The organism is Streptomyces niphimycinicus, assembly GCF_018883605.1.
GTDB lineage: Bacteria > Actinomycetota > Actinomycetes > Streptomycetales > Streptomycetaceae > Streptomyces > Streptomyces niphimycinicus.
Window position 1 is genome coordinate 1 of sequence record NZ_JAHLEM010000215.1, and the last position, 20,863, is coordinate 20,863.

Genomic DNA, 20,863 nt, shown 5'->3' on the forward strand with positions numbered 1-20,863 from the left:
CGTCGCCCGGCGCGCCACCCCGCGCGCGCACCCGGCCTCGTCACCCGGCTGGGAGTCCCTGGGGGCCCGGCCGGGGCCCCCAGGCCGTCCCGGCCCTCGAGCTACTCCACCGGCACCAGCACCACCGGGCAGTGCGCATGGTGGAGGGCCGCGTGGGTGACCGGGCCCAGTTGCATGCCGAGGCGGGGGGTGCGCCGGTGGACGGCGAGTACCAGGACGTCCGCCGCTCGGGACGCCTCCACCAGGGCCTGGGCGGGGGCGGTGTGGGTGGTGTGCTCGCGTACCCGGATCTGCCCGAACTCCTCGCGCAGGCCGGCCACCATGCCGTAGGCCACCGTCTGTTCCCGCTCGGCGCGCAGCGCCACCACCTCGCGTGCGGGCAGCGCGTGCTCGCCCGCGAACACCCGGGGCCGCGGCCAGGCGTAGAGCACCCGCAGCCGGGCGCGGCGCCGCTTCGCCTCCTCGAAGGCGAACCGGGCCGCCGCCGCGTCCGCGCCGCTCTCCACCCCGACCAGCACCTTGCCGTGGCTCTCGGGCCCGTACTTCGTCGTCGGCCCGCCGCGTACCACCAGCAGCGGGCGCCGGGTGTGGGCGGCCAGCCGCAGCCCGACCGAGCCGAGCAGCAGTCCGGTGAAACCGCCGAGCCCCCGGGTGCCGATGACGATCAGCGCGGCGTCCCCGCCGATCCGCAGCAGTTCGGGCACCGCGTCCTGCGCCGTCAGGGTGGGCACGATCCGCAGCTCCGGATCCTGCTCCTGGGCCCGCGACACGGCCAGCCGCAGCACGGTCCTGGCGATCTCCACCGCGGGTCGCCGGGGTTCGCTGTCCGGGTCGAAGGCGAGCGGGTCGGTCCGCGCCCACGGCCAGGCGTGCACGATCTCCAGCGTGGCGTGACGGCGCCGCGCCTCGGCGACCGCCCCGTCCAGCGCGGCCCAGGCGCTGTCCGAGCCGTCCAGGCCCACCACCACCCGGCCGTCCCGCACCGGCTTGGCCGGGTGGGTCATCGCCGCGCACCTCCCCGGCCGGCGGAGTCGTCGATCAGATAGGTGAGCCGGTCGACCACGGCCACCACGCCGTCCACCTGTCCGGTCATCCGGACCGCGATGGGGATCTCGCTGTGCCGGTCCAGTTGCCCCTCCAGCCGTACGATCCCGTCGGTCACGGTGACGGCGACGGACTGCGGGCCCAGCCACAGCGAGCGGACCAGCACCTCGTCGATCACCTCGGCACGGATCTCGTCGTCCGGGCGCAGGAAGACCCGCAGCAGATCCCGGCGGGTGACGATGCCGATCAGCCGCTCCTCCTCGTCGACGACGGGGAGCCGCTCGACGCGATGGCGGTCCATCGCGCGGGCCGCGTCCACGATGCTGTCCTGGGGGCGCACGGTGACCGCGGGGCGCGACATCAGTTGCCCGGCCGTCGGGGCGGGCTCGCTGAGATCGGTCCCAGTGATCATGCCGACCACCTTGTCGTCGTCGTCCACCACGGGCAGCCCGTTGAAGCGGTGCCGGGAGAGCAGCGCACCGACCTCGTCGAACGAGGTCATGGAACTCACCCGGACGACGTCGTCGGTCATCACGTTGCCGATCTTGCGGTGCTTCATCCGTGCCTCCCCGGTCGGTCCCAGCGTCGGACGGCGCCCCGCTCGCCCTCTTGGGCTGCCCGGGGTCCGATGCGGACCGTTCGGCCCGCATGGGCACCCTGGGCCGAACGACCCCCGGTGGGGCCGAAACGCCCCTCGCGCCGGATCCCGCACGGCCGCGAGGGTGAAGAGGCGTCGGCACAGTGCGGCCGCCGCGCGGAAGGTGGTGGAAACGGTGGAGACGGCGGACCTCCCCCTCGTCGTGGGCGTCGACGGCTCGCACTACAGCCTTCAGGCCGTGGACTGGGCGGTGGCCGCGGCGGCCCGGCACGGGGTGCCGCTGCGGCTGATCCACGCCTCGCTGTGGGAGCGGTACGAGGGCACCGCCCCCGCCGCCGACCCGGCGCGCCCCTGGGAGCTGATCCGGGACGAGGAGATCGCCACCTCCGCCGCGGAGCGCGCCCGCCGGTGCGGACCCGAGGTGAAGGTCTGCGCCGAGGTCCTGCCGGAGGACCCGGTCGCCGCGCTGCTGCGCGCCGGCCGGGACGCCTCGGGCCTGGTCACCGGCTCCCGCGGCCGCGGCGAACTCGCCGCGCTGCTGCTCGGCTCGGTCAGCCTCGCGGTCGCCGCCCGTGCCTCGTGCCCGGTCACCGTCGTACGTGGCGGCGAGCCCAACCGGCGCGGCGCCTTCGGCCGGATCGTGCTCGGCGTGGGCGAGACGGCCGGCCCCTCGGCCGCGACCCGGTTCGCCTTCCGCGAGGCCGAGGTGAGCGGCCGCACCCTGGAAGCCGTACGCGCCTGGCGCGCCCCGGCCGGTGAGGTGACGGATGAACTGCTGCTGGAAGGGGACCCGGTACGTGCCCACTGGGCAGGGGCGGAGCGGACGCTGGAGCACGCCCTGCGGACCCCCGGACGGGACCACCCCGAGGTGACCGTCCACCGCGAGACGGTCGAGGGAACGGCCCGCAAGGCGCTCCTCCACGCGGCGGCCACCGCCGATCTGCTGGTCCTCGGCGCCCGCCGCGGCCACGGGCACGCTGTGGGGCTGGAGCTCGGCCGCGTCGCCCACGCGGCACTGCACCACGCGCCCTGCCCGGTGGTGATCGTGCCGGAGCGGGGCTGAACGGCGGGTGGGCGGCGCGACCGGCGGCGCCGGGTAGCGCGACCGGCGGGCGGATGACGCGACCGTTGGGCAAGGCAACCGGACACCACGAGGGCACATCACCGGAGACCGGACATCACCGGAGACCGGACATCACCGGACACCGGATATCACGAGGGAGAGAGGGAGAGAGGGCCATGCCAGACGCACCGACCACGACGGGCTCGCCGGACAGCGCGACCGGCTCACCGGAAAGCTCGACGGGCTCGCCGGACAGCGGGCTCGGCGACGACCGGATCCGCGCCCTGGACGCCCACTGGCGCGCCGCCAACTACCTCGCGGCGGGCCAGATCTATCTGCTGGCCAACCCCCTGCTGACCGAGCCGCTGCGCCCGGACCACATCAAGCCCCGGCTGCTGGGCCACTGGGGCACCTCACCCGGCCTCAACCTCGTCCACACCCACCTGAACCGCGTCATCAAGGACCGCGACCTGGATGCCATCTGCGTCTGGGGCCCCGGCCACGGCGGCCCCGCGGTGCTCGCCGGTTCCTGGCTGGACGGCAGCTACTCCGAGATCTATCCGGATGTCAGCCGGGACGCGGCGGGCATGGCCCGGCTCTTCCGGCAGTTCTCCTTCCCCGGCGGGGTGCCCAGCCATGTCGCACCCGAGACCCCCGGCTCGATCCACGAGGGCGGTGAGCTCGGCTATTCCCTCGCCCACGCCTACGGGGCCGCGCTGGACAACCCCGGACTGCTGGTCGCCTGCGTCATCGGCGACGGCGAGGCGGAGACCGGTCCGCTGGCCGGCTCCTGGCACGCGAACAAGTTCCTGGACCCCGTCCACGACGGTGCCGTGCTGCCGATCCTCCATCTCAACGGGTACAAGATCGCCAACCCCACGGTCCTGGCCCGGCTGCCCGGGCCCGAACTCGACGAGCTGCTGCGCGGCTACGGCCATGAGCCGATCCACGTCACCGGGGACGAACCGCTCGCGGTGCACCGAGCCATGGCGTACGCCCTGGACGAGGCCCTGGACCGGATCGCCCTGCTCCAGCGCACCGCCCGCGAGGAACGCACCGCCCGCGACGAGCGCACCGCCCGGGAGGAACGCACCGCCCGCCAGGAGCGCACCGCCGGGCGGCCGCGCTGGCCGGTGATCGTGCTCCGTACGCCCAAGGGCTGGACCGGGCCCGAGGCGGTCGACGGGCTCCCCGTGGAGGGCACCTGGCGCGCCCATCAGGTCCCGCTGCCGGGCGTCCGGGAGAACCCGGAGCATCTGCGGCAACTGGAGCGCTGGTTGCGTTCGTACCGTCCCGAGGAGCTCTTCGACGCCGACGGGCGGCCCCGGCCGCCGCTCCTGGCCGAGGTCCCGGAGGGCGACCGCCGACTGGGCGCCAATCCGCACGCCAACGGCGGGCGGCTGCTGCGCTCGCTGCCGCTGCCCGCCCTGGAGCGGTACGCGGTCCCCGTGGACAAGCCCGGTGCGACCCTCCACGAGCCGACCCGGGTCCTCGGCGGGCTGCTGGAGAGGGTCATGGCGGACACCGCCGCCCGCCGCGACTTCCGGGTGGTCGGCCCCGACGAGACCGCCTCCAACCGGCTGGAGGGCCTCTTCCGCGCCACCGGCAAGGCGTGGCAGGAGGCCGTCCTGCCCACCGATGAGCACCTCAGCCGCAGCGGCCGGGTCATGGAGATCCTCTCCGAGCATCTCTGCCAGGGCTGGCTGGAGGGCTATCTGCTCACCGGGCGGCATGGCCTCTTCTCCTGTTACGAGGCGTTCGTGCACATCGTCGACTCCATGGTCAACCAGCACATCAAATGGCTGAAGGTGTCCCGCTCACTGCCGTGGCGGCGCCCCGTGGCCTCCCTCAACTATCTGCTGACCTCGCACGTATGGCGCCAGGACCACAACGGCTTCTCGCACCAGGACCCCGGTTTTGTCGACCATGTGCTCAACAAGAGCCCGGAAGTGGTGCGGGTCTATCTGCCGCCGGACACCAACACCCTGCTCAGCGTGGCCGACCATGTCCTGCGCACCCGCGACTACGTCAATGTCGTCGTCGCGGGCAAACAGCCCTGCTTCGACTGGCTCGATCTCGACCAGGCACGCGCCCACTGCGCCCGCGGCGCCGGGACCTGGGACTGGGCCGGAACCGAGAACGGTGCGGGGGAGCCGGATGTGGTGCTGGCCGGCGCGGGTGACGTGCCCACCCAGGAGGTGGTCGCGGCCGCCGGGATCCTCCGCCGCCATCTGCCCGATGTGGCCGTGCGCGTGGTCAACGTCGTCGACATGACCCGGCTGCTGCCGAAGGAGGAGCATCCGCACGGGATGCCGGACCATGAGTTCGACGCCCTGTTCACCCGCGACCGGCCGGTCATCTTCGCCTACCACGGGTATCCGTGGCTGGTGCACCGGCTGTCCTACCGCCGGGCCGTCCACCCGCATCTGCATGTGCGCGGCTATAAGGAGATGGGCACCACGACCACACCGTTCGACATGGTGGTCCGCAACGACATGGACCGCTTCCGGCTGGTGATGGACGTCATCGACCGGACCCCGGGGCTCGCGGCGCGCGCCGTGGCCGTACGGCAGCGGATGCAGGACGCCCGCACCCGCCACCACGCCTGGATCCGCGAGCACGGCACCGATATGCCCGAGGTCGCCGAATGGTCCTGGACCGGCTGAGGACCGGCCCGGACGCTCCCGCCCGGCGGGCCGACGGCCTCACCGGGCGGGCCGACGGCCTCACCCCTCGGATCGACGGGCTCACCCGGTGGGGAAGTAGCCGTCCAGATAGGCGTTGCGGAACTTCCCCGCCGGGTCGTGCTCGGCCAGCAGCCGCGCGAAGTCGGCGGCCCGGTCGTACGAGGAGCGGATCCGCTCGGGGGCGGCCGTCGTCAGCTTGCCCCAGTGCGGCCGCGCGCCCAGCGGCAGCAGCGCCTCCTCCATCGCGGCCACCACCCCGATCACCGCGTCATGGTCGGGGACCCAGGTGAAGTGGAACGCGACGCTGTCCCGGCCGTACGCGGGGCTCAGCCACAACTCGTCCGCCGCGACCGTACGGACCTCGGACACCTGCACCACGGGCGCGATCCGGTCGCCGAGGCCGCGCAGTGCGGCGAACGCCGCCGAGGCGGACTCGCGCGGCAGCAGCAGCTCCGACTGGAGCTCATCGCCGTTGCTGGGGGTGAAGTCCGGGCGGAAGTGCGGCAGCCGCTCATGCCACGGCCCCGGCGCGCCCAACTGCTCGGTGCAGTGCAGCGGCGGCATCGCGGGCACCGGATGGTGGTGGCGGTCGGCCGGGACGGCCCCCAGCCACGGCTGCCCGGGCTCCGGGGGGTCGGGCAGATCGGTGCGGCACTTCAGCCACACCACCCCCTCGCCCGAGTGCCAGTCGGTGAAGACGCTGACGCTGTAGGCGGCGCCGAAGATCTCCTCGAAGCTGTCGTCCAGCCGGTCCAGCGGAAGCCCGGTCCACACCCACTGGGCCACGTCGTAGGTGGGCTCGATGTCCAGCGTCATGGCGGTGACGACGCCCAGTCCGCCGAGGCCGACCACGGCCCCGTTCAGCCGGTCCCGGTCCTCGTCCCGGCTTATCCGGGTCAACTCGCCGTCGGGGCCGACGATCTCCAGCCCCGTGACCGCCGCCGCCAGACACTGCTGGGCGCTCCCCGAGCCATGCGTGGCGGTGGCACAGGCTCCCGCGACCGTGATGTGCGGCAGCGAGGCGAGGTTGGCCAGGGCCAGGCCCTCCGTGTGCAGGGCCTGGGCCACCTGGGCGTAGCGCATGCCCGCCCCGATGGTCGCGGTGCGCTTGCCGGGGTCGATCTCCACCCGGTGCGGCAGCCGGTCCAGGTTCACCAGATCGCCCTCGGTGTCGGCGATGCGGTTGAAGGAGTGGCCCGTGCCGAGCACCCGCACCTGGTCGGCGGAGCGGACGATCCGCCGCAGCTCGTCGACGGTGTCCGGGTGGTGCAGCCGGGCGGCGGAGAAGGTGATGTTCCCGGCCCAGTTCGTGGGGGCGTGGGTGATCGGCATCCGTGTCGTCCTGTTTCCGCTGGAGGGCGATGGGTGATGGTGTCCTGACCTTGGTACAGGGCCGCACCCTGATCCGTACAGACCGGGTTTCGCCGTCCCCGACCTGTCCCCGACCCTGTCTCTGACCTGTCCATGACCTCCTGTCCGTGCCCGTCGACGATTCGCTTCCGCGACCCGTCCATGGCCGCCCACGACCATCCAAGACCGTCCATGCCCCGTACGGCCCAGCAGGACGGGCCGCCGCGCCGCCGCGCGCCCAGGATGGGCGCATGACTGACCCGAAGGCTGCCCCGGAGGCGAACCACCCGAGGTCGGCACTGATCGGCGAGCTCTGCGCGGAGTTCGCGGGCACCATGGTGCTGATCCTCTTCGGCTGCGGCGTCGTGGCCCAGGTCGTGGCCGGTGGCGCGCTCACCAAGCCCCCGGGCGGTCTCGGCGCCCATGACTCCATCGCCTGGGCCTGGGGTCTGGGCGTCACCCTCGGTGTGTATGTGGCGGCGCGGCTCAGCGGGGCCCATATCAACCCGGCGGTCACCGTCTCCCTGGCGGCCTTCAAGGGCTTCCCCTGGAACAAGGTCCTGCCCTACGTGGGGGCCCAGACGCTCGGCGCCTTCGTCGGGGCGCTGCTGGTGCGCTGGAACTACACCGAGGCGCTGGGCCACGCCGACCCGGGGCACACCTTCAAGACCCAGTTCGTCTTCTCCACCCTCCCCGGCAACGGCGTCCTTCCGGTCAGCGAATGGGGCGCGCTGCGCGACCAGATCATCGGCACCGCGATCCTGGTGCTGCTCATCTTCGCCGTCACCGATCTGCTGAACTCGGCCCCCAAGGCCAATCTGGGGCCGCTCATCATCGGTCTGATCGTGGTCGCGATCGGCATGGCGTGGGGTGCCGACGCGGGGTACGCCATCAACCCGGCGCGTGACTTCGGCCCCCGGCTGGCCAGCTTCCTCACCGGCTATGAGAGCGCCTGGCGGGACCAGTACGGGGACATCTACTTCTGGGTGCCGATCGTGGGCCCGCTGGTCGGCGGGCTGATCGGCGCCGCCCTCTACCAGGTCCTGATCACTCGCTACCTCCCGGTGGCCACACCGGAGGTGGGCCGCACCCCCACCCCCGAGTAGCCGATCCGGGCCGGACCCCACCCACGAGAGGCGGCAGCATGCCGGAATTCGTCGGTGCGGTGGACCAGGGAACCACCAGCACCCGCTTCATGATCTTCAACCACGACGGCGACGAGGTGGCTCGGTACCAGTTGGAGCACCGCCAGATCCTGCCGCGCGCGGGGTGGGTCGAGCACGATCCGGTGGAGATCTACGAGCGCACCAACTCCGTGATGCAGAACGCCCTCCGCGCGGGCGGCCTCTCGCCCGCCGACCTGGCCGCGATCGGCATCACCAATCAGCGCGAGACCACGGTGATCTGGGATCCGCGCAACGGCCGCCCGTACTACAACGCCATCGTCTGGCAGGACACCCGCACCGACACCATCGCCGCCGCCCTCGAACGGGACGGCCGTGGCGAGATCATCCGCCGCAAGGCGGGGCTGCCGCCCGCCACCTATTTCTCCGGCGGCAAGATCAAATGGATTCTGGAGAACGTCGAGGGCGTCCGCGAGGCCGCCGAGCGCGGCCACGCCCTCTTCGGCAACACCGACGCCTGGGTGCTGTGGAACCTCACCGGCGGCCCCGGCGCCGGCATCCACGCCACCGATGTCACCAACGCCAGCCGCACCATGCTGATGAATCTGGAGACGCTGGACTGGGACGACGAACTGCTGGAGATCTTCGGCATTCCGCGCGCGATGCTGCCGACGATCAACCCCTCCTCCCACCCCGAGGCGTTCGGCAAGGCCCGCACCTCCCGCCCGCTGCGCACCGCCACCCCCATCACCGGCGTCCTCGGCGACCAGCAGGCGGCCACGGTCGGCCAGGTCTGCTTCGCCCCCGGCGAGGCCAAGAACACCTATGGCACCGGTAACTTCCTGCTGCTCAACACCGGAGCGGAGCTGATCCGCTCGACCAGCGGGCTGCTCACGACCGTGGCGTACCAGTTCGGCGACAGCCCTCCCGTCTACGCCCTGGAGGGCTCGATCGCCGTCACCGGCTCGGCCGTCCAGTGGCTGCGCGACCAGATGAAGATGATCGACGACGCCCCCGGGAGCGAGCGGCTCGCCCGCACCGTCGAGGACAACGGCGGGGTGTACTTCGTGCCCGCGTTCTCCGGGCTCTTCGCCCCGTACTGGCGCTCCGACGCCCGGGGCGCGATCGTCGGCCTCACCCGCTACAACACCAATGGCCATATCGCCCGGGCCACCCTGGAGGCCATCTGCTACCAGAGCCGGGACGTGGTCGAGGCCATGGAGCGGGACGCCGACATCCACCTGGACGTCCTGCGGGTGGACGGCGGGGTCACCGACAACGAGCTGTGCATGCAGATCCAGGCCGATGTGCTGGGCGTACCGGTCAGCCGCCCCGTCATCGCCGAGACCACCGCCCTGGGCGCCGCCTACGCCGCGGGGCTGGCCACGGGTTTCTGGCGGGACACCGATGAGCTGCGCTCCCACTGGAGCGAGTCCAGGCGGTGGGAGCCCCAGTGGGACCAGAAGGCCAGGGAGGAGGGGTACGCGGGCTGGAAGAAGGCCGTCCGGCGCACCCTGGACTGGATCACGGTCGAGTAGGCCCGGATCACGGGACCCGGTTGCGCCGGGCGTCCGACGGCGTTTCGCTGGAAGTACCCGGTGGTGGCCGAGACACCCGGGGACGCCTCGCGGGCGACACCGGCTTCTGTCTCACCGTCAACCCCGGTTTCACGGGCGGTGCCTACGGCTCTCCCCGGGCGAGAGTGTGGCCGCCTACGGCGCGGGCCGGACCGTACCGGCGGCGAGGGCACCGACAAGGGCATCGACGCGATGGCCGGCTTCGTGGTCTCGCATGAACTCCCGTTGGCCCGGGCCCCGCATCCGGTGCTCGCGACCTGACGTCACTTAATAGGGTGAAATGCACCATACTTGTCCATATGCATCCGAACGGCTGTCTTGCTCAGCTCTGGGAGGAGGAGCGATCATGAAGAACGCCCGGGTGGCGCTGGCCTTCGTCAGCGGCTATCTCTTCGGGCGCGGCCACAGGGGGACCCTGGTCCTCGGCCTCGCCGGTCTCGCCGCGGGCAAACGGCTCTCCGGTATGAGCCCACCGGGCGCCCAGGCACTGAAGTCCTCCGAACTCGGCAAGCTGGGACAGGAGATCGGCAGCCGGCTGGTCTCCGCGGGCCGGGAGGCGGCCATGTCGGCGGCCAGTAACCGCATCGACGCCCTGAGCGACCGGCTGGAGCACCGCGCCGCGGTGCTGCGCGCCGGCGGCGCGGGGGGCGGGGAGCCGGCGGCCGGGGAGCACGGGGAGCCGGACGACCACGAGGAGCGCGAGCCGCGCGAACGCACCGGCAATCAGCAGCGCGGGCCGGCCGACCGTCCGGCACCGGCTAGGAAGCGGACCGGTTCCGAAGGACCCGCGCGGCGAAGCCAGAGGTGAGGGCCATGGCTGAGGAAAACCCCAAGGGACGGACCGGCGGGCGCGGCGAGCTGCCCACCGACCGCCTGGTGAAGGAAGCACAGGGCCTGCTGATGGCGCTGGGCGAAAGGGCTCTGGAATCGGTCACCCACCTGGGAGCAAACCCCGGGATGGGCGGCGCGCTGAAGGGCGGGCTGAAGGGCGGGCTGGAACAGGTCAAGGACAAGGTCGTCGACACGGCCAAGGACCAGGTCAAGGACCAGGTCAAGGAAAAGGTCGTCGACAAGGCCAAGAGCTTCGTCCCGGGCCTCGGCGGTGGTGGCGACGGTGGCGGCAAGGGCGGCAAGAAGCTCAAGGTCACCAACATCGTGGAGCAGATCGACGTGGGCGCGCCCCTCTCCCTCACCTACAACCTCTGGACGGAGTGGGAGAACTTCCCCTCGTACATGAAGAAGGTCGAGGACGTCCAGAACCAGGGCGATGAGGAGAGCGAGGACGAGGACGAGCCCGGGACGGAATCCGAGTGGAAGGCCCAGGTCTTCTGGTCGCACCGCAAGTGGCGGGCAGAGATCGTCGAGCAGGTGCCCGACAAGCGGATCATCTGGACGTCACGGGCCGACAAGGGCCATGTGGACGGCACGATCACCTTCCATGAGCTGGCCCCCGAGCTCACCCGGATCCTGTTCGTCCTGGAGTACTGGCCGCAGGGCTTCATGGAGCGCACCGGCAACCTCTGGCGTGCCCAGGGCCGCCGGGTGCGTCTGGAGTTGAAGCACTTCCGCCGTCATCTCATGCGCGAGGTGCTGCTCAACCCCGACGAGGTGGTGGGCTGGCGCGGTGTGGTGCGCGACGGCGAGATCGTGGAGGGGGACGAGCGAGAGGAGGGGGAGGGCGAGGAAGGCGAGGGGCGCGACGAGTACGACGAGGAGGAAGAGCCCGAGGAGCCCGAGGAATACGAGGACGAGGAGCCCCGGGACGAAGACGAGGAGGAGTACGAGGACGAGGAGCCCGTACGGCGCCGTGCGCGACGCTGACGGACCCCGCCCCGGGAACGGGTGAGCGCGGTGACCGTAGCACGCCAGCAGCAGAGCCAGTATCTGGACCGGGCGAGTTCCAGCGCCCTGGTCGACGTGGTCGACCTGATCCTGGACAAGGGCCTGGTCATCGATGTGTATGTGCGGGTGTCCCTGGTGGGCATCGAGCTTGTGACCATCGACGCCCGGATCGTCGTCGCCAGCGTGGACACATATCTGCGGTTCGCGGAGGCGACCAACCGCCTCGACCTCGCCCGCAGCGGCACCGAGACCCACGGCCTGCCCGGCCTCATGGACGACCTCCGGGAGGGCGGCGGCAAGAAGAAGACCAAGGGCGCCCTGGAAGGCGTCAAGGAATCGGTCTCGGATCTGCTGCACGACGATGACGACGAGGACCGGGAGCCCGAGCCCGAGGAGCGGGAGAGGCACCGGCGTACGAGGGGTTCCACCAGCCACAGGGAGCGCGAGCGGTGATGATGGCCGAGGACGCACGTGCCTGCTATGTCTACGGGGTCGTCACGGGCGACCGGACCGATGAGGCGGTCAAGGACCTGCCCGCCGTCGGGGATCCGGAGGCCCCGGTGACCCTGGTCCGCCACCGCGGTCAGGCCGCGGTGGTCAGCGAGGTGCCCGTCGGCAAGCCGCTGGGCACCCCCGAGGATCTGCGCAGCCATGCCAAGGTGCTGGACAGCCTGGCCGAGCAGGGCCCACCGGTGCTGCCGTTCCGCTTCGGCACCGTGGTGCGCGACACCGCGGCGGTGACCGACGAGCTGCTGGCCGAGGGGCATGACGACTTCGCCCGCGGCCTCGACCGGCTCCGCGGCCGCTCGCAGCTCACCGTGCGGGCCCGGTATGAGCAGGACGCGGTCCTGCGCGAGGTGGTGACCGAACAGCCCGAGGCCAGACGGCTCCGCGAGGAGCTGCGGGGACTGCCGGAGGAGGAGGGGTACGAGCAGCGGATCCAGCTCGGCCGGCTCGTCCTGGACACCATCGACGCGAAGCGGAGCGTGGACGCGCTGGAGCTCGACCGGCGGCTGGGGCCGTACGCACTGGCCTCGGTGTCACAGGAGGCGGCGTCCGCCGAAGGGCTGGCCAACGCCTCGTTCCTGGTGGAGGACGCGAAGCGGCAGGCGTTCGAGGAGGCGGCCGAGGAGCTGGCCGAGCACTGGCACGGCCGGGTCCGGCTGCGGCTGATCGGCCCGCTGGCGCCGTACGACTTCGTGGCGGACGCGACGATCGAAGGACCCGAAGGAAAGGAAGGCGACGAATAGCCATGGGACTGTTCACCGGCCTGGCCACGCTGCCGCTGGCCCCGGTGCGAGGTGTCGTCTGGGTCGCCGAGCGGCTCCATGACGAGGCCCATCGGCAGCTCTACGACCCCGAGGTGATCAAGCAGCGGCTGGAGGAGGTCGCGGAGGCCCGGGAGCGCGGAGAGCTCACCGAGGAGGAGGCGGCCCGCGAGGAGGACGAGCTGGTTCGCAGGCTGATGTCCCAGGGGCCGCCCGGCGGGGGCCTGGAGGTATGAGCCGTGCCCCCTGAGGAACGGCCTCGCGAGGAGGGGCACCGCGAGGAGCGCCACGACGACGAGCGCCGCCACGAGGAGCGCCATCGCGAGGAGCGCAGCCGTGAGGAGCGCAGCCGTGAGGAGCGGTCGCGCACCCGGCCCCGTGCGGAACGGGACCGGCATGAGCAGGACCATGAGCGGGAGCGGCCCCGCCGTCCCGCCCTCGACGCCCGCGACGCCGCGCGGAGTGCGGCCCGCCATGTGGAGGGGCTGACCGGACGGCCCGCGGAGGGCGTCACCTCCCTGGAGCGCGGGAAGGACGGCTGGGTCATCGGCATCGAGGTCGTCGAGACCCGCCGGATACCGGACTCCACCGACATCCTCGCCGAGTACCAGGTCGAGCTGGACGACAGCGGCGAACTCGCCTCCTACCGCCGTACCGAGCGCCACTACCGGGGCAGGGGGGATGACCGGGCATGAACCAGAGCTCCGACTGGAACGCGCCGGTCCGGCGCACCGGCGGCGCACGCGAACCGGCCCGGCGCGGCGCCGAGCCCTCCAGCCTGGCCGACATCCTGGAGCGGGTGCTCGACAAGGGCATCGTCATCGCCGGTGACATCCAGATCAATCTGCTGGACATCGAACTGCTGACGATCAAGATCCGGCTGCTGGTCGCCTCCGTGGACCGGGCCAAGGAGATGGGCATCGACTGGTGGGAGCACGACCCCACGCTCTCCTCCGGCGCCCGGGACGTCCTGGAGGAGAACGAGCGGCTGCGGCGGCGCGTCGGCGAGCTGGAGGAGGGCCCCGGCGCGCACGAGGTGGACCGCGGCGCGGAGCGGGAGGAGGAACGGTGACCGATTCCCTCGCCACCTGGCTGTACGCGGTGATGGCCGTCCCCGAGGACAGCACCCCGCCACCGGGGCTCACCGGCGTGGCGGACGAGCCGGTGCGCCTGGTGGAGCAGGCGGGTCTGGCCGCCGTCGTGGGCTCCGTACCGCTGGAGGAGTTCGACGAGGACGCGCTGCGCGGCCATCTGGAGGACCTGGAGTGGCTGGAGCGCACGGCCCGCGCCCACCACCGGGTGATCAACGGCGCGGCCCGCCAGGGTCAGGTCATCCCGCTGCGCTTCGCCACGCTCTACCACGACGACGACCGGGTCCGCGCGATGCTCCAGGAGCGCCGGGAGGACTTCACCGCCACGCTGCGGCGGGTGGCGGACCGCACCGAGTGGGGCGTCAAGGCGTATGTCGACCCCAGGTCCTTCCTGCCCGACCCGGACGAGCCCGCGGGCGGCGAGGACAGCCCCGGCACCGCCTATCTGCTGCGCCGCCGGGCCCAGCGGCAGGACCAGGAGACCGCGCATCTGCGGGCGACCGAGCGGGCGGAGGAGATCCACGCCTCCCTCGCCGCGCTGGCGGTGGCGACGGCCGCCCATCCACCGCAGGACACCGCGCTGGCCGCGTACGAGGGATGGATGGTGCTGAACAACTCCTATCTGGTGCCCGACGGCCTCACCGAGGAGTTCACCGCCCTGGTGACCACGCTGGGGGAGCGCTACCCCGCCGTCACCCTGGAGGTCAGCGGCCCCTGGCCGCCGTACTCCTTCACCGCTCCGCCGAAGCGGGAAGCCCAGGAAGGCCAGGAAGGCCAGGCAGGAGAAGCAGGAGAGGCCCGGCCGGAGGAGGCGCCGTCGTGACCCGCGCGATCGAGCGCAGGGAGGTGGCCCTGGTCGACCTGCTCGACCGGGTGCTCGCCGGAGGCGTGGTGATCGCCGGGGAGATCACCCTGACCATCGCCGATATCGACCTGGTGCGGATCTCCCTGCGCGCCCTGATCGCCTCCGTACGGGTGGAGAACGAGGAGGAGGAACGAGGAGGAACGAGGAGGAAGGGAGGGGGTCCGCCATGACGGCTGACCGCGCTCCCCGGCCCGGCCGGCGGATCGAGGTGGACGAGGAGTCGGTCCGCAAGAGCCTGGCCGGTCTGGTGCTCACCATCGTCGAGCTGCTGCGGCAGCTCATGGAGCGGCAGGCGCTGCGCCGCGTCGAGCAGGGCGGCATCAGCGATGAACAGGTGGAGAAGCTCGGGCTGACGCTGATGGCCCTGGAGCAGAACATGGCCGAGCTGCGGGAGCACTTCGGGCTGACCGAGGACGACCTCAACCTGGATCTGGGCCCGCTGGGCCCCCTGCTGCCCCGCGACTGACGCACCCCTCGGCCGGGCCCCGGTCACCCCGGGCGTCGGCCCCGGCCATCCCAGGCCCCTGACCTGGGGGTCCGGCGCGGATTCGCGAGACACCCCGGCCGGGCCCGGCACCCGCCGAGTAATGTGCGGGTGTGGGGATCACGCTCAACCTCCAGCGCGCACGACCCGCCGATGTGTACGTCGGCCGGTCGGCGCTGGCCGAGCTCATGTCGGTGCTGCACATCATGGCCGAGCCCGACCACCACCCCGAGGCCCAGCGCTGGACGCACCGGCTCGGGACGGCGATCTCCCCCTCCCTCGCCCATGAGATGAGCGCCCTGTCCCCGCTGTGGGCCCGGCTCCGCTGCCGGCTGCTGTTCCCACTGGGGCTCCCGCTGGACCAGCCCTTCGAGGACGAGCTGCGCCATCTGGAGAGGCTGCCGCTCGAGGAGTTCGTGGGCCTGTGCTCCCAGGGCGTGCTCGGCTTCCGCGAGGCGGTGCCCCCGGCCGGCGGCCTGCTCACCGACTCCGAGGCCGCCGAGCGCTATGTGGCCCAGTGCGAGCTGCGGTCCATCCGGCGCGGCGAACTGGCCCACGATCTGGTGGCCTCGCCCGAGGGGCTGCGCGGCCGGCTCCTGTGCTTCCTCGACTCCTGCCACGAGGCGTTCTTCGCCTCCGAGTGGCGCACGGTCCGCGACCGGCTGGAGTCGGCCGCCGCCCGGGTCCGCGGCGACATCCGGCGGCGGGGTCTGGCCGAGGTGCTGGCCGGGCTCAGCCCCACCGCGGTGGTCTCCCGGGGCGGGGAGCGGGTGCGCTACGACAAGCTGGCCGTCGCCGAGATCGAGATCGGCCCGCGCCCGCTCTTCCTGCTCCCCTCCGTCCATGTCTGGCCGCATCTGACCGTCAAGGACGAGGAGTCCCACCCCGTGGTGCTCCAGTTCGCCGCCCGGGAGGACCGGACGGCCGATCAGCTCACCCAGGCGGAGCTGCGGGCCCGGATGTCCGCACTGGCGTCCCTGGGCCGGATGGAGGTCTGCCGCCATCTGCTGGGCGAGCCCATCACCACCTCCGAACTGGCCCAGCGGATGGGGCTCGCCGATACGCAGGTCTCCCGCACCCTGCGCCAGCTCAGGGACGCCGGGCTCATCGAGTCCGAGCGCGAGGGCAAGTACGTCTACCACCGGCTGGCCACCAGCACCCTGCTCCGGCTGGGGCAGGACGTGCTGGCGACCATCATGCGGTGACGGCCGGGCCACCGCGGCCCGTCAGCCCGGCCGGGTCCACAGCAGCACGGCCGAGGGGCGCTCCGCGTCCATATGGACGCGGTTGGTCGCGACCACCTTGCGGCGGCTCACCGCCTCCGGCACCCCGGTATTGGAATTGACGTCGAACCGGGGGAAGTCGCTGGAGGAGATGTCCACCCGCAGCCGGTGCCCGGCCTCGAAGCGGTTGGCCGTGTCCGGCGCCGGGATCTCGATCTCGTAGACCTCGCCCGGCTCCAGCGGCTCCGGGCGCTCGAACGACTCATGGAAGCGGCAGCGGAAGATGCCCTCGGTGAGGTTCATCGCGAAGCCGTGCGGATAGTCCTCGTTCGGCGGATGCACATCGACCAGCTTCACCGTGAAGTCGGTGTCCGGCGCGGAGGAGGAGATGAACAGCCGCGCCGTGACCGGCCCGGCCACCTCCAGCGGCTCCGCCAGCGGCGGGGTGGCGAGCGAGATCACATCGGGCCGGGAGTTCAGCGGCAGATACGGCGGGCGGGCACCGTAGAACCGCTCGTCCGGCACCTGGTCGAAGGCGCCGCCCACCATCACCGGCTCACCCGAGGTGACCTGGCCGCCCAGCGTCGGCACCGGGTCGTTGGGGTCGAAGTCGTACTCCACCCAGGCCCGTGTCGCGGCCGGTCGCTCCGCGCTCAGCTCGCCCGAGGTGTGGCAGTAGAACGCCGTCTCCCGGGTCCCGGCCGGGGGCCACTGGGTGTCGGTGTGCCACCGGCCGCCGTGCCGCATCCGCCCGGCCTCGTCCCGCCGGCCGTCCCCGCCGCCCATCAGGAAGTACCGCACCCGCGGGATCGACTCGGGATCGCCGCCCCCCAGCACCGCGTCGAACCAGCGCTGCCGGAAGGACAGATACGAGGTGTCCACATTGCCGCTGAAGGTCGCGGCGGGCCCGAAGTCCACATCACCGGCGAAGGTGACACAGCGCAGCCCGTGCTTCCACGGGCCCATCACCAGATACGCCGGGGACCGCTTGAGACGGCCCATGGCGGTGAAGTTCTCGATGGTGGAGCGCACATACGGGTCGTACCAGCTCGACATGTGCAGGCTCGGCACGTCCGGGAAGCGGTCGTAGTGGCCGCGCCCGTAGATGGCCGGCTGGCGCCAGTACGCCCCGAAGGCGTCATGCCGCCACTGGTCGAGCAGATAGCGCTCGTAACTCCCCACCTGACGCAGCGGGGAGACACCGGTGCGCCACGGCAGCACGGTGAACCAGTCGCGCAGATCCGTCCCCGCGAACGCCTTGCGCACCAGCGGGTCCCGCTCCGCCTCCGGGCTCTCCTCACCGTGCCGGAAGGCCCAGGTGATCTGCTTGAGCTCGAAGGCGCCGCCCATCCGCATCCCGGCCTCGTAGGCGCTGGCGAAGCCGCCGGAGTCCATGAACATCGCGGCCAGGCCGGTGGGGGACTCGGCCGCGGCCGCCGTCTGGGCGTGGGCCGAGTAGGACACCCCCATCATGGCCACCCGGCCGTCGCACCAGGGCTGGGCGGCGATCCAGTCGATGGTGTCCGCGCCGTCCGGCCCCTCGCCCAGATACTTCACGAAGGTGCCGTCCGAGTCCCCGCGGCCCCGGCAGTCCTGCCGCACCACGTGGTACCCCGCGCGGACGAAGAACGCCGAGGTCTCCTCCGGCGTCGGTACCGGCTCGTCGTGGCGGCTGCGGTCGGAGTCGCGTTGGTCGCGGCGGCCGTAGGGGGTCCGTTCGAGGATGACCGGGCGGGGTCCGGGCCGCTCCTCGGCGGTGAACAGATCGGCGGCCAGGATAATCCCGTCCCGCGTCGGAACGCGCAGGGTGCGTCGCCATACCCGCTCGTCCAGCAGTTGGGCGGGCTCCTCCCAGGCCGCCCGCTCTCTGTCCCCGCTCGTTTCGGTCTGGCTGGTTCGTGCCATGGAAGATCTCACTGGGTCTGGGATTGCTTGGAGCCGTTGAGGGCGAGCTGGGACTGGGTGACCGTGGACAGCGGCAGCCCCCACTGGCCGAAGAGCTTGGCGTAGGTGCCCGATTCGTACATCTTCCGAAGCCCCTTGACGATCACGGAGGCGAGCCCGGTGCCCTTTTTGGCCTGGATGCCGTAGATGGCCGACGCGGCGGGCAGGTCCATCATGTCCTTGACTTCGAGCGTCTCGAAGCGGTCCCGCGCGTTCTGGCTGACCGAGGTGTTGGAGGCGCTGGGCGCGGCCACCGCGTCCACGCGCTTGCTCTGGAGCGCCAGCGAGGCGGCGGGCAGATCGGTGTAGAGCTTCGCGTCCACCGACGGCTTGCCCTTGGCGGCACACCGCTTGTTCTGCGCGGCGAGCACGTTCTGCGTTCCGGCGCCCTTCTCGACGCCGACCTTGTGCCCGCAGACCTCGAGACCGGTCCCCGGGCGGAAGGAGCCGTCCTTGAGTACCAACAGCGTCACACTGCTCTGCGCGAAGTCGGCGAAGTCGACCTCCTTCTGACGCTCGATGAAGTCGCCGGAGGGCGCGCTGAGGTCGATCCGGCCGGACTTCAGCCCCGGGATCACCGCGTCGAAGTTGGTCCGCTCCACCTTGATCTTCACATCGAGCAACGAGGAGAGCTGCGCGGCCAGTTCGGGGACCAGCCCGGTGATCTTCCCGTCGGACTCGAAGGTGACATACGGCGCGTACTCGCTGACACCCATGATCAGTGTCTTCTTGGTGTACTCCTCGGGCACCTCGGCCGCCAGCGCGCTGTCCTTGGGCTCGGGGGCGAGCGTGGCCGCCGGATGGCTCCCCTTGGCCTTGCCGTCGCCGGGAGTGTCGTCCACCGAACAGGCGGACAGGGTGAGGGTCAGGGAGGCCAGCAGGGCGCATGCGGCGACACGGGGACGGTTGCGCACGGGTGCTCCATTCCGGGAGGTGGGGGGTGGCGGATGCGGAAGAACGGGACCGGTCAGCGGCCCCAGACGGTCTCGGCGACGCGCCGTACGTTGCCCCCGGCCAGCTTGGCCACGTCCGGTTCGGAGTAGCCCCGCTCGAACAGCCACCGGATCATGTTGCCGACGGCCTCCGCGGGGTTCTCGCAGCCGCGTACATACGCGACCTCCTCGTGCGGCGGCAGTTCGGGGCCCTTGCCGTCGTGCGCGTCGTCCTTGCCGAAGAGCGGGGCGAACGTCCGGTGCCAGGCGGTGTGATCGCCGAAGTTGGTGTCCGGGCCGAAGGCCACATGGTCGATGCCGACCAGATCGATACAGCGCTCGATGTGCTCCATCACCGAGTCCAGGCTGTGCCGGGGGTGCTGGGCGGTGATGGTCGTATGCGGCGCCGCCTCGACGCCGATGAACCCGCCGGACCCGGCGCAGGCCCGGATCACATCGTCCGGCTTCATCCGCGGGGTGGGCCACAGCGCCCGGGACCCGGCATGGGTGATCACCACGGGCGCCGAGGAGCGGCGCACGGCGTCCAGGGCCGTCGCGTCCCCGCTGTGCGAGACATCGACGATGATCCCGAGGTCGTTCATCCGGCGCAGCGCCCGGCGGCCGAGCAGGGTCAGACCGGTGTCACCGGTGTCGGCGAGCCCCGAACCGAGCTGATTGCTCTCGCTGTAGACCAGGCCGAGCAGGCGGACGCCCAGACCGTAGAGCAGATCGAGCCGGTCGATGTCATTGCCGATGGGGGAGGCGGACTCCAGGGTCAGCACCACCCCCACCTGATCGCCGGCCCGCGCCCGGTCGGCCTCCTCGAGCGTACGGACGGGCGCCACCAGCCGCTGATGGGCGAGGTCCGCCTGGCGCATGGCCAGATCGCCGACCGCGTCGTCCCAGTCCCAGGGGGCATGTGAGCGGATCATGCTCACCGCGGCCGGGCCGCCGTCGAAGAACAGGTCGACCCCCGAGTGGGCGATGCCCTCGTAGGGGATCGACTCGCGGCCCTGGCGGCGGTAGTCGGCGAAGTCGCCCGGATCCGCGGGGCGCAGCGAGAGATGGTCATGCGCGGAGATCACCGGATGGCGCTCCTCGAAGTCCCGCGCACGGACCTCGACCTCCTCGCTCCACTCCAGCGCGGACCCGGGGACCCGGCCGAGCGCGGGCGCCAGCTCGAAGGCGCGGAAGTCCTCCCCGGCCTCCAGGTACTGGTAGGAGCGGTAGGAGTCCCACAGCTCCAGGCGCCGGACGGTCTTGGCGGGCAGGGGTAGTTCGGCGCTCATGGGCTGACCTTCGACAGGAACGTACGGGTGCGGTCGTGTGAGGGAGTGCGCAGCAACTGGTCAGGGGCACCTTCTTCGACGATCCGGCCGTCGTCCATGAAAACGATCCGGTCAGCGATATCGGCGGCGAAGCGCATCTCATGGGTGACGACGACCAGTGTCATGCCCTCGCGGGCCAGATCCCTGATGACGCTGAGCACCTCCTGCACCATCTCGGGGTCGAGGGCGGAGGTCGGCTCGTCGAAGAGCATCACCTTGGGGCGCATTGCCAGGGCGCGGGCGATGGCCACCCGCTGCTGCTGGCCGCCGGAGAGCTTGTCCGGGAAGCTGTCCAGCTTGTGGGCGAGCCCGACCCGGGTCATCAGCTCCACGGCCCGCTTGTCGGCTTGGGACTTGGAGAGCCCGAGCACCCGGCGCGGGGCCTCCACGATGTTCTCGCGGGCGGTCAGATGCGGGAACAGATTGAAGCTCTGGAACACCAT

The 20,863-nt window shown here is 71.8% G+C and carries 23 protein-coding genes; 16 read left to right on the forward strand and 7 right to left on the reverse strand.

Going from position 1 to position 20,863, the window contains the following annotated elements; translation table 11 throughout:
• Positions 1-101 precede the first annotated feature (101 nt).
• On the reverse strand, positions 102-1,004 hold the full coding sequence (locus KN815_RS19980; protein WP_216343306.1) for a universal stress protein: 903 nt from the start codon (positions 1,002-1,004) through the stop codon (positions 102-104).
• Positions 1,001-1,603: a CBS domain-containing protein gene (locus KN815_RS19985; RefSeq protein WP_014056807.1), complete on the reverse strand. Its 603-nt coding sequence runs from the start codon at positions 1,601-1,603 to the stop codon at positions 1,001-1,003. Before KN815_RS19985 ends, KN815_RS19980 begins: the two co-directional genes overlap by 4 nt.
• Positions 1,604-1,817: 214 nt before the next feature.
• Between KN815_RS19985 and KN815_RS19990 the strand changes: the two genes are divergently transcribed.
• Positions 1,818-2,705 carry a universal stress protein gene (locus tag KN815_RS19990; RefSeq protein WP_253209106.1) on the forward strand — a complete coding sequence of 296 codons (888 nt, stop codon included), beginning with the start codon at positions 1,818-1,820 and terminating at the stop codon, positions 2,703-2,705.
• Positions 2,706-2,881: 176 nt separating this feature from the next.
• On the forward strand, positions 2,882-5,371 hold the full coding sequence (locus KN815_RS19995; protein WP_216343308.1) for a phosphoketolase family protein: 2,490 nt from the start codon (positions 2,882-2,884) through the stop codon (positions 5,369-5,371).
• A gap of 81 nt (positions 5,372-5,452) precedes the next feature.
• On the opposite strand, the gene KN815_RS20000 is transcribed toward KN815_RS19995, so the two are convergent.
• On the reverse strand, positions 5,453-6,724 hold the full coding sequence (locus KN815_RS20000; RefSeq protein ID WP_216343309.1) for an FAD-binding protein: 1,272 nt from the start codon (positions 6,722-6,724) through the stop codon (positions 5,453-5,455).
• Between the two features lie 269 nt (positions 6,725-6,993).
• On the opposite strand from KN815_RS20000, the gene KN815_RS20005 reads away from it, so the two are divergent.
• The 14 genes from KN815_RS20005 (at position 6,994) to KN815_RS20070 (ending at position 16,198) form a co-directional block, all read left to right on the forward strand.
• Complete coding sequence (locus tag KN815_RS20005) at positions 6,994-7,848, forward strand: MIP/aquaporin family protein (RefSeq protein ID WP_216343310.1); 855 nt, start codon at positions 6,994-6,996, stop codon at positions 7,846-7,848.
• A 38-nt stretch (positions 7,849-7,886) separates the two neighbouring features.
• Positions 7,887-9,404, forward strand: a complete 1,518-nt coding sequence (gene glpK / locus KN815_RS20010) for a glycerol kinase GlpK (RefSeq protein ID WP_216343311.1) — start codon at positions 7,887-7,889, stop codon at positions 9,402-9,404.
• Between the two features lie 138 nt (positions 9,405-9,542).
• On the forward strand, positions 9,543-9,704 hold the full coding sequence (locus KN815_RS20015; RefSeq protein ID WP_216343312.1) for a hypothetical protein: 162 nt from the start codon (positions 9,543-9,545) through the stop codon (positions 9,702-9,704).
• A gap of 85 nt (positions 9,705-9,789) precedes the next feature.
• Positions 9,790-10,251 carry a hypothetical protein gene (locus KN815_RS20020; RefSeq protein ID WP_216343313.1) on the forward strand — a complete coding sequence of 154 codons (462 nt, stop codon included), beginning with the start codon at positions 9,790-9,792 and terminating at the stop codon, positions 10,249-10,251.
• A gap of 5 nt (positions 10,252-10,256) precedes the next feature.
• Positions 10,257-11,264: an SRPBCC family protein gene (locus KN815_RS20025; RefSeq protein ID WP_216343314.1), complete on the forward strand. Its 1,008-nt coding sequence runs from the start codon at positions 10,257-10,259 to the stop codon at positions 11,262-11,264.
• Positions 11,265-11,294: 30 nt separating this feature from the next.
• Positions 11,295-11,738, forward strand: a complete 444-nt coding sequence (gvpJ, locus tag KN815_RS20030) for a gas vesicle protein GvpJ (protein ID WP_216343315.1) — start codon at positions 11,295-11,297, stop codon at positions 11,736-11,738.
• Complete coding sequence (locus tag KN815_RS20035) at positions 11,738-12,535, forward strand: GvpL/GvpF family gas vesicle protein (protein WP_253209107.1); 798 nt, start codon at positions 11,738-11,740, stop codon at positions 12,533-12,535. The genes gvpJ and KN815_RS20035 overlap by 1 nt, the downstream gene beginning before the upstream one ends.
• Positions 12,536-12,537: 2 nt before the next feature.
• On the forward strand, positions 12,538-12,789 hold the full coding sequence (locus KN815_RS20040; protein WP_216343316.1) for a gas vesicle protein GvpG: 252 nt from the start codon (positions 12,538-12,540) through the stop codon (positions 12,787-12,789).
• A 3-nt stretch (positions 12,790-12,792) separates the two neighbouring features.
• A complete protein-coding gene (gene gvpO / locus KN815_RS20045) occupies positions 12,793-13,248 on the forward strand; it encodes a gas vesicle protein GvpO (protein WP_216343317.1) in 456 nt (151 codons plus the stop codon).
• Positions 13,245-13,625 carry a gas vesicle protein gene (locus KN815_RS20050; protein WP_253209108.1) on the forward strand — a complete coding sequence of 127 codons (381 nt, stop codon included), beginning with the start codon at positions 13,245-13,247 and terminating at the stop codon, positions 13,623-13,625. Before gvpO ends, KN815_RS20050 begins: the two co-directional genes overlap by 4 nt.
• Positions 13,622-14,467, forward strand: a complete 846-nt coding sequence (locus tag KN815_RS20055) for a GvpL/GvpF family gas vesicle protein (protein WP_216343318.1) — start codon at positions 13,622-13,624, stop codon at positions 14,465-14,467. The genes KN815_RS20050 and KN815_RS20055 overlap by 4 nt, the downstream gene beginning before the upstream one ends.
• Positions 14,464-14,679, forward strand: coding sequence for a gas vesicle protein (locus KN815_RS20060; protein WP_216343319.1), 216 nt, complete (start codon positions 14,464-14,466; stop codon positions 14,677-14,679). Before KN815_RS20055 ends, KN815_RS20060 begins: the two co-directional genes overlap by 4 nt.
• Complete coding sequence (locus KN815_RS20065) at positions 14,676-14,975, forward strand: gas vesicle protein K (protein ID WP_216343320.1); 300 nt, start codon at positions 14,676-14,678, stop codon at positions 14,973-14,975. The genes KN815_RS20060 and KN815_RS20065 overlap by 4 nt, the downstream gene beginning before the upstream one ends.
• Before the next feature lie 131 nt (positions 14,976-15,106).
• Entirely contained in the window at positions 15,107-16,198 is a 1,092-nt protein-coding gene (locus KN815_RS20070; protein WP_216343321.1) for a helix-turn-helix domain-containing protein, read from the forward strand.
• Positions 16,199-16,219: 21 nt separating this feature from the next.
• On the opposite strand, the gene KN815_RS20075 is transcribed toward KN815_RS20070, so the two are convergent.
• The 4 genes from KN815_RS20075 to KN815_RS20090 all read right to left on the reverse strand — a co-directional run.
• The gene (locus KN815_RS20075) at positions 16,220-18,121 is read right to left on the reverse strand and encodes a CocE/NonD family hydrolase (RefSeq protein WP_253209109.1); all 1,902 of its coding nucleotides are present in this window, start codon (positions 18,119-18,121) and stop codon (positions 16,220-16,222) included.
• Between the two features lie 8 nt (positions 18,122-18,129).
• Complete coding sequence (locus tag KN815_RS20080) at positions 18,130-19,074, reverse strand: transporter substrate-binding domain-containing protein (RefSeq protein WP_216343322.1); 945 nt, start codon at positions 19,072-19,074, stop codon at positions 18,130-18,132.
• Between the two features lie 53 nt (positions 19,075-19,127).
• Positions 19,128-20,381 (reverse strand): dipeptidase, encoded by a 1,254-nt coding sequence (locus tag KN815_RS20085; RefSeq protein WP_216343323.1) that lies wholly within the window; start codon positions 20,379-20,381, stop codon positions 19,128-19,130.
• Positions 20,378-20,863 (reverse strand): amino acid ABC transporter ATP-binding protein (locus tag KN815_RS20090; protein ID WP_216343324.1); only part of this gene is annotated, 486 nt, incomplete at its 5' end. The genes KN815_RS20090 and KN815_RS20085, both read right to left, overlap by 4 nt.

Excerpts from the sequence above, each read along its gene's own strand:
- KN815_RS20040 (WP_216343316.1), top strand. The coding sequence starts at position 12,538 with ATGGGACTGTTCACCGGCCTGGCCACGCTGCCGCTGGCCCCGGTGCGA.
- KN815_RS20035 (WP_253209107.1), top strand. The coding sequence starts at position 11,738 with ATGATGGCCGAGGACGCACGTGCCTGCTATGTCTACGGGGTCGTCACG.
- KN815_RS20085 (WP_216343323.1), bottom strand. The coding sequence starts at position 20,381 with ATGAGCGCCGAACTACCCCTGCCCGCCAAGACCGTCCGGCGCCTGGAG.
- KN815_RS19985 (WP_014056807.1), bottom strand. The coding sequence starts at position 1,603 with ATGAAGCACCGCAAGATCGGCAACGTGATGACCGACGACGTCGTCCGG.
- glpK (WP_216343311.1), top strand. The coding sequence starts at position 7,887 with ATGCCGGAATTCGTCGGTGCGGTGGACCAGGGAACCACCAGCACCCGC.
- KN815_RS20065 (WP_216343320.1), top strand. The coding sequence starts at position 14,676 with ATGACGGCTGACCGCGCTCCCCGGCCCGGCCGGCGGATCGAGGTGGAC.
- KN815_RS20075 (WP_253209109.1), bottom strand. The coding sequence starts at position 18,121 with ATGGCACGAACCAGCCAGACCGAAACGAGCGGGGACAGAGAGCGGGCG.
- KN815_RS19995 (WP_216343308.1), top strand. The coding sequence starts at position 2,882 with ATGCCAGACGCACCGACCACGACGGGCTCGCCGGACAGCGCGACCGGC.
- KN815_RS20000 (WP_216343309.1), bottom strand. The coding sequence starts at position 6,724 with ATGCCGATCACCCACGCCCCCACGAACTGGGCCGGGAACATCACCTTC.
- KN815_RS19980 (WP_216343306.1), bottom strand. The coding sequence starts at position 1,004 with ATGACCCACCCGGCCAAGCCGGTGCGGGACGGCCGGGTGGTGGTGGGC.
- KN815_RS20005 (WP_216343310.1), top strand. The coding sequence starts at position 6,994 with ATGACTGACCCGAAGGCTGCCCCGGAGGCGAACCACCCGAGGTCGGCA.
- KN815_RS20050 (WP_253209108.1), top strand. The coding sequence starts at position 13,245 with ATGAACCAGAGCTCCGACTGGAACGCGCCGGTCCGGCGCACCGGCGGC.
- KN815_RS20020 (WP_216343313.1), top strand. The coding sequence starts at position 9,790 with ATGAAGAACGCCCGGGTGGCGCTGGCCTTCGTCAGCGGCTATCTCTTC.
- KN815_RS20025 (WP_216343314.1), top strand. The coding sequence starts at position 10,257 with ATGGCTGAGGAAAACCCCAAGGGACGGACCGGCGGGCGCGGCGAGCTG.